The sequence below is a fragment of the Streptomyces sp. MAI_2237 genome, from assembly GCF_054189285.1.
Genome location: NZ_JAJPGQ010000002.1, coordinates 1,164,580 through 1,180,925, shown reverse-complemented (window position 1 = coordinate 1,180,925; position 16,346 = coordinate 1,164,580). Strand labels below are relative to the sequence as shown.

Here is a 16,346-nt window from a genome sequence, read left to right as displayed (position 1 = left end):
TCGGACTCACCGCATCAGCTCCCCGAGCCGGTGCCGGCGCCGTACCCCTGGACGCCGGCGGCGCGGGCCAGGTCGAGGTCGAGGGCCTCGCGGCGGATGCGCTGGTCGATGTAGAGCAGCACGGTGACGCCGGCCGTGATCGGGAACGTGATCATGGAGCCGATCACCGAGCCGATCCCGCTGATGATCAGGAACGTCCAGCCGACGTGGCCTCCGCTCTGGAGGAAGCCGACGATGCCGTCGCCGCCGAGCGCCGCGCCGATGAAGGTGAAGGGGATGACCACGATCGAGGCGACGATGTTCGCGATGACCGTGGCGAGCAGCTGGATGCCGAAGATCCGCCACCAGGAGCCGCGGACCAGCTTCACGGAGCGGCTCATCGACTTGACGATGCTCTGCTTCTCCAGCATCAGCGCGGGGGAGGCCAGCGAGAAGCGGATCATCAGCCACAGGGCGACGACGCCCGCGCCGAGACCGCCGAGGACGGCAAGCGCGGCGCCCGCGGTGCCCGCGCCGGAGACGGCCACGAGGATGCCGGGAAGCGTGCCGCCGAAGATGATGCCGAACGTGATGAGCATCAGCAGGAAGATCAGGCCGAACAGCTTGAGCACCTGCGGGCGGGCGTCACGCCAGGCCTCGCCGATGGCGACGGGCTTGCCGAGCACGGCCCGGCTGGTGACCGTCGTCAGCAGCGCGGTCGCCGTGATCGTGCCGATCAGCGAGATCAGGAAGATGACGGCGCTGTTCACCATGGTGTCGCCCATGGCGCGGGTGACCTCGCTGAGGCTGGCGCTCGGGTCGCTCAGGGTGTCCGCGGTGGCGTTGTCGTCGAGGGCGAACCCCCGCAGCAGGACGACGGCGACCTGGGTGACGACCGCGACGGTGAGCGAGATGCCGAGGACCGTGCGCCAGTAGGTGCGCATCGTGGAGACCGCGCCGTCGAGGATCTCGCCGACGCCGAGCGGGCGGAGCGGGATCACGCCGGGCTTGGCCGCGGGGGGAGGGCCGCCCCAGGCGCCGCCCCAACCGCCGTTCCAGCCGCCGGGGGGACCGTAGCCGCCGTAACCTCCCTGGCCGCCGGGACCGCCGCTGCCGCCGGGCCGGCCGCCCCAGCCCGGGCCGGGCGGCGGGGGCGGCGGGGTCTGGCCCGGGCTCGCGGGGCCGGTGGGCGCGGACCACTGGCCGACGGGAGGCTGCTCCTTGGACCACTTCACGCCCTGGTCCTGCGCATCGGTGCCCGCCTGGCCGGCGGCATCCGTCGTGCCGGGGCGGTCATGGGGCTCGGCAGGGCCGGAGGGGCCGGGTTCCTGGCCGTCGGACGGGGCAGATCCGGGCGATGCCCAGCCCGGAGTGTCGTTCATCGTCGCTCCTTCACGGTGCCCGTCCGCGGTCGCGGCGGCAGGTTGGCTGCCATCGTGCCATGGGGTGCTCGCCCTGGTACCGGCCGCGGTAGGGGCTGCACACCTTCAATTGTCTGCGGAAAAAGGGGCAGACTGACGGCATGGCTGATCAGTACGCGCATTACGGCGAGGACAGCAAACCGACCGAGACCCCGGCGATCCGCTGGGAGGAGCCACCCGAGGGCCCCGTGGTGGTGCTTCTCGACCAGACAAGGCTGCCGGCCGAGGAGGTCGAGCTGGTCTGTACGGACGCGTCCGCGCTGGTGGAGGCGATCCGGTCGCTCGCCGTGCGCGGGGCACCGCTGCTCGGCATCGCGGGGGCGTACGGCGTCGCGCTCGCCGCCGTGCGCGGCTTCGACGTGGACGAGGCCGCGACGGCGCTGGCGGGAGCCCGGCCGACCGCGGTGAACCTCGCCGTCGGGGTGCGCCGGGCGCAGGCCGCCCACCGTGCGGAGTACGCCAGGAGCGGCGACCCCGAACAGGCCGCGGCGGCGGCGCTGACGGCGGCGCGGGCACTGCACGAGGAGGACGCCGAGGCCAGCGCTCGGATGGCCGAGCGCGGGCTGGCCCTGCTCGACGAGCTGCTGCCCGGAGGCGGGTACCGGATCCTCACGCACTGCAACACCGGAGCGCTGGTGTCGGGCGGGGAGGGGACGGCGTTCGCCGTGGCACTCGCGGCGCACCGGACGGGCCAGCTGCGGCGGCTCTGGGTCGACGAGACCCGTCCGTTGCTGCAGGGTGCCCGCCTGACGGCATACGAGGCGGCGCGCAACGGGATGGCGTACACCCTGCTCACGGACAACGCGGCGGGCTCGCTGTTCGCGGCCGGTGAGGTGGACGCGGTGCTGATCGGGGCGGACCGCATCGCGGCGGACGGCTCGGTGGCGAACAAGGTGGGCAGCTATCCGCTGGCGGTGCTGGCGCGCTACCACCATGTGCCGTTCATCGTGGTGGCACCGCTGACGACGGTCGACCCGGACACCCCCGACGGGGCGTCCATCGAGGTGGAGCAGCGTCCCGGGCATGAGGTGACCGAGGTCACAGCGCCTCAGGTGCCGCTGATGGGAGCGGAGGCGGGGGGCGGCATTCCGGTGGCTCCTTTGGGCACGCAGGCGTACAACCCGGCGTTCGATGTGACGCCGCCGGAGCTGGTCACCGCGATCGTCACGGAGGAGGGCGTGGTCTCGCCCGTGACCGCCGAGGCCCTCGCGGGGCTGTGCGCCAGGTCCCGCCCGGCGTCGGCGTAGCTCATGCGGTGACGGCGCCTCGGCCGAAGGGAGGCCTCTGTCCCGACGGCGCCGGCGAGGTGATGTCGCCACCTGCGCCTACTCTGGGTGGCGACACATGCTGCCGAAGTCGACGTCGCGGGACAGGGGCAGACAGTGACGCCCGGATACGACTATCGTCACGGGCCAGTGACGCTGCTCACCTGCACCTTCACCACCGTTATGAGAATGGGATGATGTCGTTTATGAAGGGACGAGTCCTTGTCGTCGACGACGACACCGCACTTGCCGAGATGCTCGGCATCGTGCTGCGTGGTGAAGGTTTTGAGCCGTCTTTCGTAGCCGACGGCGACAAGGCGCTGGCCGCGTTCCGGGAGAGCAAGCCCGATCTGGTGCTGCTCGACCTGATGCTGCCCGGGCGGGACGGCATCGAGGTGTGCCGTCTGATCAGGGCCGAGTCGGGTGTGCCGATCGTGATGCTCACGGCCAAGAGTGACACCGTCGACGTGGTGGTGGGCCTGGAGTCGGGGGCTGACGACTACATCGTCAAGCCGTTCAAGCCGAAGGAGCTCGTGGCCCGCATCAGGGCGCGGCTCAGGAGGTCCGAGGAGCCCGCGCCGGAGCAGCTGGCCATCGGCGACCTGGTGATCGACGTGGCCGGGCACTCCGTGAAGCGGGACGGGCAGTCGATCGCGCTGACGCCGCTGGAGTTCGACCTGCTCGTCGCGCTGGCGCGCAAGCCCTGGCAGGTGTTCACGCGCGAGGTGCTGCTCGAGCAGGTGTGGGGATACCGCCACGCCGCCGACACCCGGCTTGTGAATGTTCACGTGCAGCGGCTGCGTTCCAAGGTCGAGAAGGACCCGGAGCGGCCGGAGATCGTGGTGACCGTCCGTGGCGTGGGGTACAAGGCAGGACCGAGCTGACATGACCGGTGACAGTGCCGCTTCGGCGCCCGGGCCGGCAGGGGCCCGCGCGGGGCGGCCTGTCGGCCGGAAGACGGCGGGTTCCCGCTGGGGACGCCTGATGGAGGGCGGGCTGCTGCAGGGCGGCGTCCAGGGCAGCCCCGTGCTGCGGCTGTTCATGCGCTGGGTGCGGCGGCCGCTGCTGCCCGTCATGCGGCTGTGGCGGCGCAACATCCAGCTCAAGGTCGTCGCCACCACCCTGCTGATGTCGCTGGGCGTGGTGCTGCTGCTCGGCTTCGTCGTGATCGGGCAGGTCCGCAACGGTCTGCTGGACGCCAAGGTGAAGGCCTCGCAGAGCCAGGCCGCCGGCGGATTCGCGGTGGCCAAGCAGAGTGCCGACGAGGCCGCGGCGGGCACCGGCGACAACGGCACCTCGGCCGACGGCACCACGTCCGACGGCCGTCCCTCCCAGAGCGTCATCCCGTGGATGAGCGGCCTCGTGTCGTCGCTGTCCAGCGGTGGACAGGGCGCCTTCGACGTGGTGACGCTGCCCGCCGGCGACGACAGCGGCGGCGGCCGCGGACCGCGGGCCTCCGGCTACGTCGACCCCTCCGCCAGCGTCCCCGAGGACCTGCGCGCGCGGATCAACGACAACCCGACGGCCGCACAGAGCTACACCCGCATCGTCTACAGCAACAACAAGGACTCCCAGCCCGCCCTGGTCATCGGCAAGCAGGTCAACGACCCGAACGGCGACCCGTACCAGCTCTACTACCTCTTCCCGCTCACGCAGGAGGAGAAGTCGCTCAGCCTGGTCAAGGGCACCCTCGCGACCGCCGGGCTGTTCGTCGTGGTGCTGCTCGGGGCCATCGCCTGGCTCGTGGTGCGGCAGGTGGTCACGCCCGTGCGGATGGCCGCCGGGATCGCCGAGCGGCTGTCCGCGGGGCGGCTGCAGGAGCGTATGAAGGTCACCGGTGAGGACGACATCGCCCGGCTGGGCGAGGCGTTCAACAAGATGGCGCAGAACCTGCAGCTGAAGATCCAGCAGCTGGAGGACCTGTCGCGGATGCAGCGGAGGTTCGTCTCCGACGTGTCGCACGAACTGCGGACGCCGCTGACGACCGTGCGGATGGCCGCGGACGTCATCCACGAGGCACGCGAGGACTTCGATCCGGTGACCGCGCGGTCGGCGGAGCTGCTGGCCGACCAGCTGGACCGGTTCGAGTCGCTGCTCGCCGACCTGCTGGAGATCAGCCGCTTCGACGCCGGCGCGGCGGCCCTGGAGGCGGAGCCGATAGACCTGCGGGAGGTCGTGCGCAGGGTCGTGAGCGGGGCCGAGCCGCTCGCCGAGCGCAAGGGCACGACGGTACGGGTCGTCGGCGACCAGCAGCCCGTCGTCGCCGAGGCGGACGCCCGCCGGGTGGAGCGGGTGCTGCGCAACCTCGTCGTCAACGCCGTGGAGCACGGCGAGGGCAAGGACGTCGTCGTCAAGCTCGCCTCGGCGGGCGGGGCGGTCGCCGTCGCGGTGCGCGACTACGGCGTCGGACTCAAGCCCGGCGAGGCCACGCGCGTGTTCAGCCGCTTCTGGCGGGCCGACCCGGCACGCGCGCGTACCACCGGCGGTACGGGTCTGGGGCTGTCGATCGCCCTGGAGGACGCCCGGCTGCACGGCGGCTGGCTGCAGGCGTGGGGCGAGCCGGGCGGCGGGTCGCAGTTCCGGCTGACGCTGCCGCGGACCGCGGACGAGCCGCTGCGGGGATCGCCGATTCCGCTGGAGCCGAAGGACTCGCGCCGCAACCGCGGACTCGACGACGCCGGCTTGCCGCGCGGAGGCGCCGAGAAGGCCGCCACCGTGCCCGTACAGCCCGCCGGAGACCAGATACCGACGATCACCCCGAGGCGGAACGGCGTGACCGCCACGGCCGACCCCACGGCGTTGCCCGGCAACGGCGCACGCGTGGTGTCCCGGCCCGCGTCCGGCGCACGGCTGCACCAGGACGACACGCCCCCCGCCGAGGGGGCACGGAATGAGACCCCGAGCCGCCCGGAGGCCGGGCCGGAGGAGTCGAGGAAGCAGGGGGAGGCATTCCGTGGGCGCTGACCGCGAGGGGGGCGCCCGGCGCAGACCGCTGCGCGCGCTGGCGTACGGCGCCCTGGGCGTCGTCGTGCTGGCCGGGTGCGCGTCGATGCCCGACAACGGGGATCTGCGCGGGGTCGACTCCACGCCGCAGCAGGACACCCAGGTGCGGGTGTTCGCCATGCCGCCGCAGGAGAACGCGCAGCCCCAGGAGATCGTGTCGGGCTTCCTGGAGGCCCTGACCAGTGACGATCCGGACTACTCGACGGCGCGGCAGTACCTGACCGGTACGGCGTCGCGGACCTGGCAGCCGGAGCTGTCCACCACGGTCCTCGCGGACGGGCCGGGCACCGCCACCAACCGCCGCTCGGACGCCAGGGACGACTCCGACGAGCTGTCGTACACGCTGAACGGCACCAGGGTCGCCAGGGTGGACACGCAGCAGTCGTACGCGCCGGACAGCGGGCCCTACGCGTCGCTGGTGCACCTCGTGAAGGACAAGAAGACCCAGCAGTGGCGCATCGACCGGCTGCCGCAGGGCGTAGTCATGGGGAAGTCGGACTTCCAGCGCAACTACATGTCCGTCAACAAGTACTTCTTCGCCGTCGACACCGCCGCCGGGGCGACGCACCCGACCGCGGTGGCGGACCCGGTGTTCGTACGCAGGCGGGTGGACCCCGTGACGGAGATGGTGCGTTCGCTGCTCAGCGGCCCCACGCGCTGGCTCGACCAGGTGGTGCGCACGAGTTTCCCCACCGGATCGGCGCTGCAGAAGGGCGTCACCTCGCTGGCGCCGGACGACCAGAACACGCTGACCGTGCCGCTGAACAAGAACGCGGCCCGAGTCGGGCCGGACCGCTGCAACGAGATGGCGGCCCAGCTCCTGTTCACGGTGCAGAACTTCGCGCCCGCGGTGGAACAGGTCTCTCTGCGGTCCGGCAGCAGGCGGCTGTGCTCGCTCGGCGAGGACCGGAGCGGCGACGTCGCCGCACGGGGTTCGGCGCAGACGCCCGGCTTCCTGTACTTCGTCGAGAACAAGAGCCGGCTGGTGCGGATCGCCGCGGGCAACCGGAGCACCAAGGCCGATCCGGTGCCCGTGCCCGGGCCGCTGGGCGACAACGCCAAGGAGCTGCGGTCGGTCGCCGTGTCGCGTGACGAGCGCACCGCGGCTGCCGTCGGCGCCGACGGCAGCCGGCTGTACGTCGCCTCGCTGGTGTCGGACGAAGCGCTCGGCAACCCCGCGCTGACGAGCCACGGCCCGACGAGCGAGGACCGGCTGACCGCGCCGAGCTGGGACGCGCAAGGAGACCTCTGGGTCGCCGACCGTGATCCCGACAACGCCCGGCTGCTGGTGCTCCAGCACGGTGCGGGCGAGCCGCTGGAGGTGAAGACGCCCGGGCTGGACGGCCGGATCGAGGACGTCCGGGTGGCCGCCGACGGGGTGCGGGTCGCGCTGGTGGTGGCGAAGGGCTCCGAGAAGTCCCTGGTGATCGGGCGGATCGAGCGCGGCACGGACGGCGGCAAGCCCACGGTCTCGGTGCTCGAACCGCGGCCCGCGGCACCGGAGTTGGAGGACGTGACGGCCATGTCCTGGGCCGGCGACAGCCGGCTCGTGGTGGTCGGGCGCGAGCACGGCGGAGTGCAGACCATGCGGTACGTCCAGGTCGACGGCTCCACCCCTGAGGGACCCGCGCCCGCGGCCCTCACCGGTGTCAAGGAGATCACCGCCGCCGAGTCCGACGACGGGCTGCCGCTGGTGGCGTACTCGGAGGACGGGATCGTGCGGCTGCCGTCCGGTGGGCAGTGGCAGAAGCTCGTCACGGACGGGTCGGCGCCCGTCTATCCCGGCTGAGCCGGCCGCTGCCGCGCCCGGCGGGCCGGGCGGTGGTGGGTTTGTCCACAGGGGGTTTTCCACAGGGCCTGCGGCGCGCCCCCGACACGGGCACAGTGGACGGCATGCGGGGGTGGTGGCAGGACCTCACCGACCTGGTGCTGCCGGCCGAGTGCGGCGGCTGCGGGCGGTCTCGCACGGTGCTCTGCCCGAAGTGCCGTGCCGCTCTGAGCGCGGGCGGGCCGGGCCGGGTGCGCCCGGTGCCCGAGCCGGACGGGCTGCCCGTGGTGCACGCGGCCGCACGGTACGCGGACGAGGTACGGGCCCTACTGCTGGCCCACAAGGAACGGGGCGCTCTGGCCCTGGCGGCACCCCTGGGCGCGGCGCTCGCGGGTGCTGTGCGGGCGGGGCTGGTGCGGGGCGGGGCCGCCGACGCTCCGGTGCTGCTCGTCCCGGTGCCGTCCGCGAGGGCGGCGGTGCGGGCGAGCCGCTGGAGGTGAAGACGCCCGGGCTGGACGGCCGGATCGAGGACGTCCGGGTGGCCGCCGACGGGGTGCGGGTCGCGCTGGTGGTGGCGAAGGGCTCCGAGAAGTCCCTGGTGATCGGGCGGATCGAGCGCGGCACGGACGGCGGCAAGCCCACGGTCTCGGTGCTCGAACCGCGGCCCGCGGCACCGGAGTTGGAGGACGTGACGGCCATGTCCTGGGCCGGCGACAGCCGGCTCGTGGTGGTCGGGCGCGAGCACGGCGGAGTGCAGACCATGCGGTACGTCCAGGTCGACGGCTCCACCCCTGAGGGACCCGCGCCCGCGGCCCTCACCGGTGTCAAGGAGATCACCGCCGCCGAGTCCGACGACGGGCTGCCGCTGGTGGCGTACTCGGAGGACGGGATCGTGCGGCTGCCGTCCGGTGGGCAGTGGCAGAAGCTCGTCACGGACGGGTCGGCGCCCGTCTATCCCGGCTGAGCCGGCCGCTGCCGCGCCCGGCGGGCCGGGCGGTGGTGGGTTTGTCCACAGGGGGTTTTCCACAGGGCCTGCGGCGCGCCCCCGACACGGGCACAGTGGACGGCATGCGGGGGTGGTGGCAGGACCTCACCGACCTGGTGCTGCCGGCCGAGTGCGGCGGCTGCGGGCGGTCTCGCACGGTGCTCTGCCCGAAGTGCCGTGCCGCTCTGAGCGCGGGCGGGCCGGGCCGGGTGCGCCCGGTGCCCGAGCCGGACGGGCTGCCCGTGGTGCACGCGGCCGCACGGTACGCGGACGAGGTACGGGCCCTACTGCTGGCCCACAAGGAACGGGGCGCTCTGGCCCTGGCGGCACCCCTGGGCGCGGCGCTCGCGGGTGCTGTGCGGGCGGGGCTGGTGCGGGGCGGGGCCGCCGACGCTCCGGTGCTGCTCGTCCCGGTGCCGTCCGCGAGGGCGGCGGTGCGGGCGCGGGGACATGATCCGGCCAGGAGGATCGCCCTCGCCGCGGCGGGGGAGTTGCGGCGGGACGGGCTGTCCGCACGGGTGGTCGCGGTGCTGCGGCAGCGCCGTGCCGTGGCCGACCAGTCGGGGCTCAACTCCCGTCGGCGGCAGCAGAATCTGGCGGGCGCGCTGGCCGTGGCGCCGGGGGCCGCGCGGCTGCTGCGGGAGGGCCGGGTGGTGCTCGTCGACGACCTGATGACGACCGGTGCCTCCTTGGCGGAGGCGGCGCGCGCCGTGAAGGCAGGGCTGATTTCGTACGACGAGTCGACGAACGCCGTGTATACGGCCGGGACTCGGGAAGGCAGAGGAGAACGGGCGGCCGGACCGGTGGAGCGGGAAGCCGGACGGAGGCCCGGCCAGCCGGGAATGGCGGGCACGGCCGGCGCGGACGACGTCATCCACGCGGCCGTGGTCGCCGCGCCTTCGGATTCTTTCGAAATAAACCGGAACTGACCTCTGACTTGCATCGTTGCAGGTAATGAGACGGTCAATTCACCTGAACGGAGGTACGCCGCAGTAGAGGGTGACGACATCCGTCCGGGCGAGATATGTTCGGTTGTGAGAGAAAGGCGCAGGCCACACCTCTCACGGACGAATGCCGTGCCGCGGGTTTTCAACTATCACCCGTGGCGGTGGAGTGGAGATCTTGCCCGCGGGGGAGGAGGTGGAAGTCACCGAGTCCGTGGTTCCGGAGGACCGGAACCTGGTGCAAAAGGGAGACGCTCCGCAGCGAGGCGGAGCGATCCGGGAACGGAGTTCTGCGTGGACATCGTCGTCAAGGGCCGCAAGACCGAGGTGCCCGAGCGGTTCCGGAAGCACGTGGCCGAGAAGCTGAAGCTGGAGAAGATCCAGAAGCTCGATGGCAAGGTGATCAGCCTCGACGTCGAGGTGTCCAAGGAGCCCAACCCCCGACAGGCCGACCGCTGCGACCGAGTGGAGATCACGCTCCGCTCCCGCGGTCCGGTGATCAGGGCGGAGGCAGCGGCAAGCGATCCGTACGCGGCGCTCGACCTGGCGGCGGAGAAGCTGGACGCCCGGCTGCGCAAGCAGCACGACAAGCGGTTCTCACGGCGTGGTGCGCGCAGGATCTCGGCGGCCGAGGTCCCCGACCACGTCCCGGGCGCGGCGACGCTGAACGGCAACGGCCTCGCCGTTCACGAGGAAGAGCCGGACGGCGTACCCACGAAGAAGATCGGCTCGCTGGAAGTGAAGGGCGAAGGCCCCCTCGTCGTTCGCGAGAAGACCCACGTCGCCTCCCCCATGACTCTCGACCAGGCCCTCTACGAGATGGAACTGGTCGGACACGACTTCTACCTGTTCGTCGACTCCGAGACGAAGGAACCGAGTGTCGTCTACCGACGGCACGCCTACGACTACGGCGTCATCCACCTCAGCACGGACCCGATGGTCGCCCAGGCGCACTCTCCCGCGCCCGGCGGCACGCTGGGCGGCTGACCCACGCGTCCGACAGTCGAGCCGGTGCCCCTGGAGCGCCTGTGCGCCCCCAGGGGCACCGGTGTGCGACCACTTCGCGCCCCGCTCTGTCACCGCGTTGTCGGCCGGGCATGGAATCATGGCCGCAATGGCCCAACCGGTGGGCCGTTGCCTTGGGTTGGCGTTGGCACAGCACCACAGGCCACAGCCTTCAGGGGGAGGAACGATGGCGGACAGCTTCGGACCGATGCGTGACGAGGATGCCGACGGCGGCGTCGTCGGCATGGGCCCGGACGCGGGCTCTCCACGCAAGGAGCCGATCAGAGTCCTTGTCGTGGACGACCACGCCCTCTTCCGCCGTGGCCTGGAGATCGTGCTCGCGGCCGAGGAGGACATCCAGGTCGTCGGGGAGGCCGGGGACGGCGCCGAGGCCGTCGACAAGGCCGCGGACCTGCTGCCCGACATCATCCTGATGGACGTGCGGATGCCCAAGCGGGGCGGGATCGAGGCGTGCACCTCCATCAAGGAGGTCGCACCCAGCGCCAAGATCATCATGCTGACGATCAGCGACGAGGAGGCCGACCTCTACGATGCGATCAAGGCGGGCGCGACCGGTTACCTGCTGAAGGAGATCTCCACCGACGAGGTGGCCACGGCCATCCGAGCCGTCGCCGACGGGCAGTCGCAGATCAGTCCGTCGATGGCGTCGAAGCTCCTCACGGAGTTCAAGTCGATGATCCAGCGGACCGACGAGCGCCGGCTGGTGCCGGCACCGCGTCTGACCGACCGTGAGCTGGAAGTCCTCAAGCTGGTCGCCACGGGAATGAACAACCGTGACATCGCCAAGGAGTTGTTCATCTCCGAGAACACCGTGAAGAACCATGTGCGCAACATCCTGGAGAAGCTGCAGTTGCACTCCAGGATGGAGGCGGTGGTCTACGCGATGCGGGAGAAGATCCTCGAGATCCGCTGACGGGCGGTGGCCGCGGTCAGCGCATGGCCGTGGCCAGGGCCCGCGTCACCTCCTTGGCGAGGGGCGTGTGCAGCTCGGGGGCGTCGACGCGCTCCACGCGCACGCTCGTGCAGTTCACCCAGCTCGCCGCCTCGACCAGTGCCTCCGCGACGGCCGGCACCGCCTTCGGGCCGTCCAGGGTGACCTGCCTGGCGACCAGCGTCGCGCCCTCGCGGGCCGGGTCCACCCGGCCGACGAGACGGCCGCCGGCCAGGACCGGCATCGCGAAGTAGCCGTACACCCGCTTGGGTTTGGGGACGTAGGCCTCCAGGCGGTGGGTGAAGCCGAAGATCCGTTCCGTACGCGCCCGTTCCCAGACGAGGGAGTCGAACGGCGACAGCAGCGTGGTGCGGTGGCGGCCGCGCGCGGGCGTCTCCAGGGCGGCGGGATCGGCCCAGGCCGGCTTGGACCAGCCCTCGACCGCGACCGGCACCAGACCCGAGTCGGCGATCACCGCGTCCACCTGCTCGCCCTTGAGACGGTGGTAGTCGGCGATGTCCGCGCGCGTGCCTACGCCCAGGGACTGGCCCGCCAGGCGGACGAGCCGGCGCAGGCACTCCGCGTCGTCCAGCTCGTCGTGCAGCAGGGCGTCCGGGACCGCGCGCTCGGCAAGGTCGTACACCCGCTTCCAGCCGCGGCGCTGTACGCACACCACCTCGCCGTACATCAGCGCGCGCTCGACGGCGACCTTCGCGCCGGACCAGTCCCACCACTCGCTCGTGCGCTTGGCCCCGCCCAACTCCGTGGCCGTCAGCGGGCCTTCGGCGCGCAGCTGCTTGATGACCTGCTCATAGGCGCCGTCGGGCAGGTCGTGGTTCCAGTGCGGGCGGGCCCGGTAGGCGCGGCGGCGGAACGCGAAGTGGGGCCACTCCTCGACCGGGAGGATGCACGCGGCGTGGGACCAGTACTCGAAGGCGTGGGGCTCACCCGACGCGGCGGTGTTCCAGTAGGCGTCCTCCACCGTCTTGCGGCCGACCGCGCCCAGGCGGGCGTACGGGACGAGCTCGTGGGAGCGGGCCAGGACCGAGATCGTGTCCAGCTGGACCGCGCCGAGATGGCGCAGGACACCGCGGACACCGCCCCGGCGGTCGGGGGCGCCGAGGAAGCCCTGGGCGCGAAGGGCGATGCGGCGGGCCTCGTCCGCCGAGAGGTCGGTGGTGGGACGCGGGGTCGTCATGGTCGGCACCTTAGAGGGCGGCACTGACAAGGGGCGGTGAGCTGGTGGTTTCGCCGCGGGGCACGGCCCGACGGCCCGCGGGTCAGCTCGACGACACCTGTGCCGGCAGGTACGGCGCCGTCGACGGCAGCCCCAGGTCCGACGGCAGCAGGCCGCCCACCCACGCGTCGCGGCGTACGCCGCCGTGGACGATCGCGGCGCGCAGGAGGCCCTCCATGACGAAGCCCGCGCGCTCCGCCACCGCCCGCGAGGGGTGGTTGCCGACTTCGGCGCGCCATTCCACGCGGTCGACGGACAGCCGGGTGAAGGCCCAGCGGCAGACCTCGACGACGGCCTCGGTGACATAGCCGTTGCCGCGGTGTTCCCGCGTCCCCCAGTACCCGATCTCGGCGGTGCTCAACGACCGCATGGCGAGGTCCAGCATGCCCACCAGTTCCTCACCTTCGGGGAGGAACAGACCGAAGGTGAGCAACGAACCGCTCTCCCAGCCCTTCGGGGCGATCTCCCCGGTGAAACTGCGCGCGTGTTCCAGGAGATAGGGCGAGGGGACCATCGTCCAGCGCTGGATCTCCGGGTCCTGGACGGCGGCGAACACCGCGTCGGTGTCCTGCGGGCCGACCTCGCGCAGAAGGAGACGGGCGGTCGTGAGCGTCACGGGTTCCATCGGCCGATTCTGCGCGGAGGCCGCGCGAAGACGCCATCTTTTTGCCGTGCGTGAGCGGGTGATCACAATTCGCGCAATTCACGGTCCGGTCCGGCACCATCCGCGGGGCCCGTCCGTTGTCCCCTGTGAACCCGTCCGTCGGCCGCTTTGAACAAGATTTGAAGCGGTGCGCGGAGTGCTGGGCGGTCGTCGTCACAGCAGGCTCCCGGCTTGGCCGGGTCCTCGCATACGATGGCCGTTGCTCAGTGAGTCAAATGGAAACCGACCGTCCCAGGCCCGACCGGCAAGGAGACCAACCCCCGTGTCCGTCCTCTCGAAGATCATGCGTGCAGGCGAAGGCAAGATCCTGCGCAAGCTGCACCGCATCGCGGACCAGGTCAACTCCATCGAAGAGGACTTCGTCGACCTCTCCGACGCCGAGCTGCGGGCCCTCACCGATGACTACAAGGCGCGGATCGCCGAGGCTCTCGCGGACGAGCCCGACGAGTCCAAGCACGACGACATCATCGACAAGGCCCTCGACGACCTGCTGCCCGAGGCGTTCGCCACGGTGCGCGAGGCCGCCAAGCGCGTACTGGGCCAGCGTCACTACGACGTGCAGATGATGGGTGGCGCCGCCCTGCACCTCGGCTACGTCGCCGAGATGAAGACCGGTGAGGGCAAGACGCTCGTCGGTACCCTGCCCGCCTATCTCAACGCGCTCTCGGGCCGCGGCGTCCACCTCATCACGGTCAACGACTATCTGGCCGAGCGCGACTCCGAGATGATGGGCCGCGTCCACAAGTTCCTCGGCCTGTCCGTCGGTTGCATCCTCGCCAACATGACGCCGGCCGAGCGCCGCGAGCAGTACAACTGCGACATCACGTACGGCACGAACAACGAGTTCGGCTTCGACTACCTCCGCGACAACATGGCGTGGTCCAAGGACGAGCTCGTCCAGCGCGGCCACAACTACGCCATCGTCGACGAGGTCGACTCCATCCTCGTCGACGAGGCCCGTACGCCGCTGATCATCTCCGGTCCGGCCGACCAGGCCACCAAGTGGTACGGCGACTTCGCCAAGCTGGTCCTGCGCCTGAAGAAGGGCGAGGCGGGCAACCCCCTCAAGGGCATGGAGGAGACCGGCGACTACGACGTAGACGAGAAGAAGCGCACGGTCGCCATCCACGAGTCCGGCGTCAGCAAGGTCGAGGACTGGCTGGGGATCGACAACCTCTACGAGTCGGTGAACACGCCTCTGGTGGGCTACCTGAACAACGCCATCAAGGCCAAGGAGCTCTTCAAGAAGGACAAGGACTACGTCGTCATCGACGGCGAGGTCATGATCGTCGACGAGCACACCGGCCGTATCCTCGCCGGCCGCCGCTACAACGAGGGCATGCACCAGGCGATCGAGGCGAAGGAAGGGGTGGACATCAAGGACGAGAACCAGACGCTCGCCACGATCACCCTGCAGAACTTCTTCCGCCTCTACAGCAAGCTCTCGGGCATGACCGGTACGGCGATGACCGAGGCCGCCGAGTTCCACCAGATCTACAAGCTCGGCGTGGTCCCGATCCCCACGAACAAGCCGATGGTCCGCAAGGACCAGTCGGACCTGATCTACCGCACCGAGGTCGCCAAGTTCGAGGCGGTCGTCGACGACATCGCGGAGAAGCACGAGAAGGGCCAGCCGATCCTCGTCGGTACGACGTCGGTCGAGAAGTCCGAGTACCTCTCGCAGCAGCTGTCCAAGCGCGGCATCCAGCACGAGGTCCTCAACGCCAAGCAGCACGACCGGGAGGCGACGATCGTCGCCCAGGCCGGTCGCAAGGGCGCCGTCACCGTGGCCACCAACATGGCCGGCCGTGGTACGGACATCAAGCTCGGCGGCAACCCCGAGGACCTCGCCGAGGCGGAGCTGCGCCAGCGCGGCCTCGACCCCGAGGAGCACATCGAGGAGTGGGCGCAGGCCCTGCCCGCCGCCCTGGAGCGGGCCGAGCAGGCGGTCAAGGCCGAGAAGGAAGAGGTCGAGGACCTCGGCGGTCTGTACGTGCTGGGCACCGAGCGGCACGAGTCGCGCCGTATCGACAACCAGCTGCGCGGCCGTTCCGGCCGTCAGGGCGACCCCGGCGAGTCCCGTTTCTACCTCTCCCTCGGCGACGACCTGATGCGGCTCTTCAAGGCCCAGATGGTCGAGCGCGTGATGTCGATGGCGAACGTCCCCGACGACGTGCCGATCGAGAACAAGATGGTCACGCGCGCGATCGCCTCCGCGCAGTCGCAGGTCGAGCAGCAGAACTTCGAGACCCGTAAGAACGTCCTGAAGTACGACGAGGTCCTCAACCGCCAGCGCGAGGTCATCTACGGCGAGCGGCGCCGTGTCCTGGAGGGCGAGGACCTGCAGGAGCAGGTCGTGCACTTCATGGACGACACGATCGACGCCTACATCGCCGCGGAGACCGCCGAGGGCTTCGCCGAGGACTGGGACCTGGAGCGGCTGTGGGGCGCCTTCAAGCAGCTCTACCCGGTGAAGGTCACCATCGAGGAGCTGGAGGACGCGGCCGGTGACCGGGCCGGTCTGACCGCCGAGTTCATCTCCGAGTCCATCAAGGACGACATCCACGAGCAGTACGAGGCGCGCGAGGCGCAGCTCGGCTCCGAGATCATGCGCGAGCTGGAGCGCCGGGTCGTGCTGTCGGTCCTGGACCGCAAGTGGCGCGAGCACCTCTACGAGATGGACTACCTCCAGGAGGGCATCGGCCTGCGCGCGATGGCGCAGAAGGACCCGCTGGTCGAGTACCAGCGCGAGGGCTTCGACATGTTCACCGCGATGATGGAGGGCATCAAGGAGGAGTCCGTCGGCTACCTGTTCAACCTGGAGGTCCAGGTCGAGCAGCAGGTCGAGGAGGTCCCGGTCGAGGACGCGGCGCCGGTCGACATGCAGAAGCAGGACGTGGTGCCGGCGCAGGCGGGTGCCCGCCCGGAGATCCGCGCCAAGGGCCTTGACGCGCCGCAGCGCCGTAACCTCCACTTCTCCGCGCCGACCGTGGACGGCGAGGGCGGCACCATCGAGGGCGACTTCGTCGGCGACGAGGAGCCGGTGCGCTCCGAGGCCGACGGCCTCACGCGCGCGGAGCGCCGCAAGCAGGCGCGTGGCGGACGGCGCCGCAAGAAGTAGTA

At 71.1% G+C, this 16,346-nt stretch carries 11 protein-coding genes and 2 pseudogenes; 10 read left to right on the top strand and 3 right to left on the bottom strand.

Annotated features, from left to right (window positions below; translation table 11 throughout):
- Positions 1–14: 14 nt before the first annotated feature.
- A complete protein-coding gene (locus LN251_RS10085) occupies positions 15–1,361 on the bottom strand; it encodes a glycerophosphoryl diester phosphodiesterase membrane domain-containing protein (protein WP_458244102.1) in 1,347 nt (448 codons plus the stop codon).
- A gap of 140 nt (positions 1,362–1,501) precedes the next feature.
- On the opposite strand from LN251_RS10085, the gene mtnA reads away from it, so the two are divergent.
- The 9 genes and pseudogenes from mtnA to LN251_RS10040 all read left to right on the top strand — a co-directional run bounded on the left by mtnA (position 1,502) and on the right by LN251_RS10040 (position 11,304).
- On the top strand, positions 1,502–2,647 hold the full coding sequence (mtnA, locus tag LN251_RS10080) for an S-methyl-5-thioribose-1-phosphate isomerase (protein ID WP_458244101.1): 1,146 nt from the start codon (positions 1,502–1,504) through the stop codon (positions 2,645–2,647).
- 212 nt (positions 2,648–2,859) lie between these two features.
- Positions 2,860–3,549 carry a two-component system response regulator MtrA gene (gene mtrA, locus LN251_RS10075; RefSeq protein ID WP_187284748.1) on the top strand — a complete coding sequence of 230 codons (690 nt, stop codon included), beginning with the start codon at positions 2,860–2,862 and terminating at the stop codon, positions 3,547–3,549.
- A gap of 1 nt (position 3,550) precedes the next feature.
- Positions 3,551–5,629, top strand: a complete 2,079-nt coding sequence (mtrB, locus tag LN251_RS10070; protein ID WP_458244100.1) for an MtrAB system histidine kinase MtrB — start codon at positions 3,551–3,553, stop codon at positions 5,627–5,629.
- On the top strand, positions 5,619–7,457 hold the full coding sequence (locus LN251_RS10065) for an LpqB family beta-propeller domain-containing protein (RefSeq protein ID WP_458244099.1): 1,839 nt from the start codon (positions 5,619–5,621) through the stop codon (positions 7,455–7,457). The genes mtrB and LN251_RS10065 overlap by 11 nt, the downstream gene beginning before the upstream one ends.
- 104 nt (positions 7,458–7,561) lie before the next feature.
- Positions 7,562–7,921, top strand: a pseudogene (locus tag LN251_RS10060) (ComF family protein); the annotation flags it as partial.
- Positions 7,912–8,400 (top strand): annotated as a pseudogene (locus LN251_RS10055) (LpqB family beta-propeller domain-containing protein); the annotation flags it as partial. The pseudogenes LN251_RS10060 and LN251_RS10055, both read left to right, overlap by 10 nt.
- A 104-nt stretch (positions 8,401–8,504) precedes the next feature.
- Complete coding sequence (locus LN251_RS10050) at positions 8,505–9,350, top strand: ComF family protein (RefSeq protein WP_458244098.1); 846 nt, start codon at positions 8,505–8,507, stop codon at positions 9,348–9,350.
- A 309-nt stretch (positions 9,351–9,659) separates the two neighbouring features.
- Positions 9,660–10,352, top strand: coding sequence for a ribosome hibernation-promoting factor, HPF/YfiA family (hpf, locus tag LN251_RS10045; protein ID WP_058924972.1), 693 nt, complete (start codon positions 9,660–9,662; stop codon positions 10,350–10,352).
- A gap of 205 nt (positions 10,353–10,557) precedes the next feature.
- Entirely contained in the window at positions 10,558–11,304 is a 747-nt protein-coding gene (locus tag LN251_RS10040) for a response regulator (protein WP_458244097.1), read from the top strand.
- 16 nt (positions 11,305–11,320) lie between these two features.
- Here LN251_RS10040 and LN251_RS10035 read toward each other — a convergent pair whose 3' ends face one another.
- Both LN251_RS10035 and LN251_RS10030 read right to left on the bottom strand, forming a co-directional pair.
- Positions 11,321–12,520 (bottom strand): winged helix-turn-helix domain-containing protein, encoded by a 1,200-nt coding sequence (locus LN251_RS10035; protein WP_458244096.1) that lies wholly within the window; start codon positions 12,518–12,520, stop codon positions 11,321–11,323.
- An 82-nt stretch (positions 12,521–12,602) separates the two neighbouring features.
- The gene (locus LN251_RS10030; RefSeq protein ID WP_458244095.1) at positions 12,603–13,184 is read right to left on the bottom strand and encodes a GNAT family N-acetyltransferase; all 582 of its coding nucleotides are present in this window, start codon (positions 13,182–13,184) and stop codon (positions 12,603–12,605) included.
- 301 nt (positions 13,185–13,485) lie between these two features.
- On the opposite strand from LN251_RS10030, the gene secA reads away from it, so the two are divergent.
- On the top strand, positions 13,486–16,344 hold the full coding sequence (secA, locus tag LN251_RS10025; RefSeq protein WP_058924975.1) for a preprotein translocase subunit SecA: 2,859 nt from the start codon (positions 13,486–13,488) through the stop codon (positions 16,342–16,344).
- Positions 16,345–16,346: the final 2 nt, after the last annotated feature.

Coding starts and splice junctions, on each gene's coding strand:
- LN251_RS10085 (WP_458244102.1), bottom strand. CDS start 1,361: ATGAACGACACTCCGGGCTGGGCATCGCCCGGATCTGCCCCGTCCGAC.
- mtnA (WP_458244101.1), top strand. CDS start 1,502: ATGGCTGATCAGTACGCGCATTACGGCGAGGACAGCAAACCGACCGAG.
- mtrA (WP_187284748.1), top strand. CDS start 2,860: ATGATGTCGTTTATGAAGGGACGAGTCCTTGTCGTCGACGACGACACC.
- mtrB (WP_458244100.1), top strand. CDS start 3,551: ATGACCGGTGACAGTGCCGCTTCGGCGCCCGGGCCGGCAGGGGCCCGC.
- LN251_RS10050 (WP_458244098.1), top strand. CDS start 8,505: ATGCGGGGGTGGTGGCAGGACCTCACCGACCTGGTGCTGCCGGCCGAG.
- LN251_RS10040 (WP_458244097.1), top strand. CDS start 10,558: ATGGCGGACAGCTTCGGACCGATGCGTGACGAGGATGCCGACGGCGGC.
- LN251_RS10035 (WP_458244096.1), bottom strand. CDS start 12,520: ATGACGACCCCGCGTCCCACCACCGACCTCTCGGCGGACGAGGCCCGC.
- LN251_RS10030 (WP_458244095.1), bottom strand. CDS start 13,184: ATGGAACCCGTGACGCTCACGACCGCCCGTCTCCTTCTGCGCGAGGTC.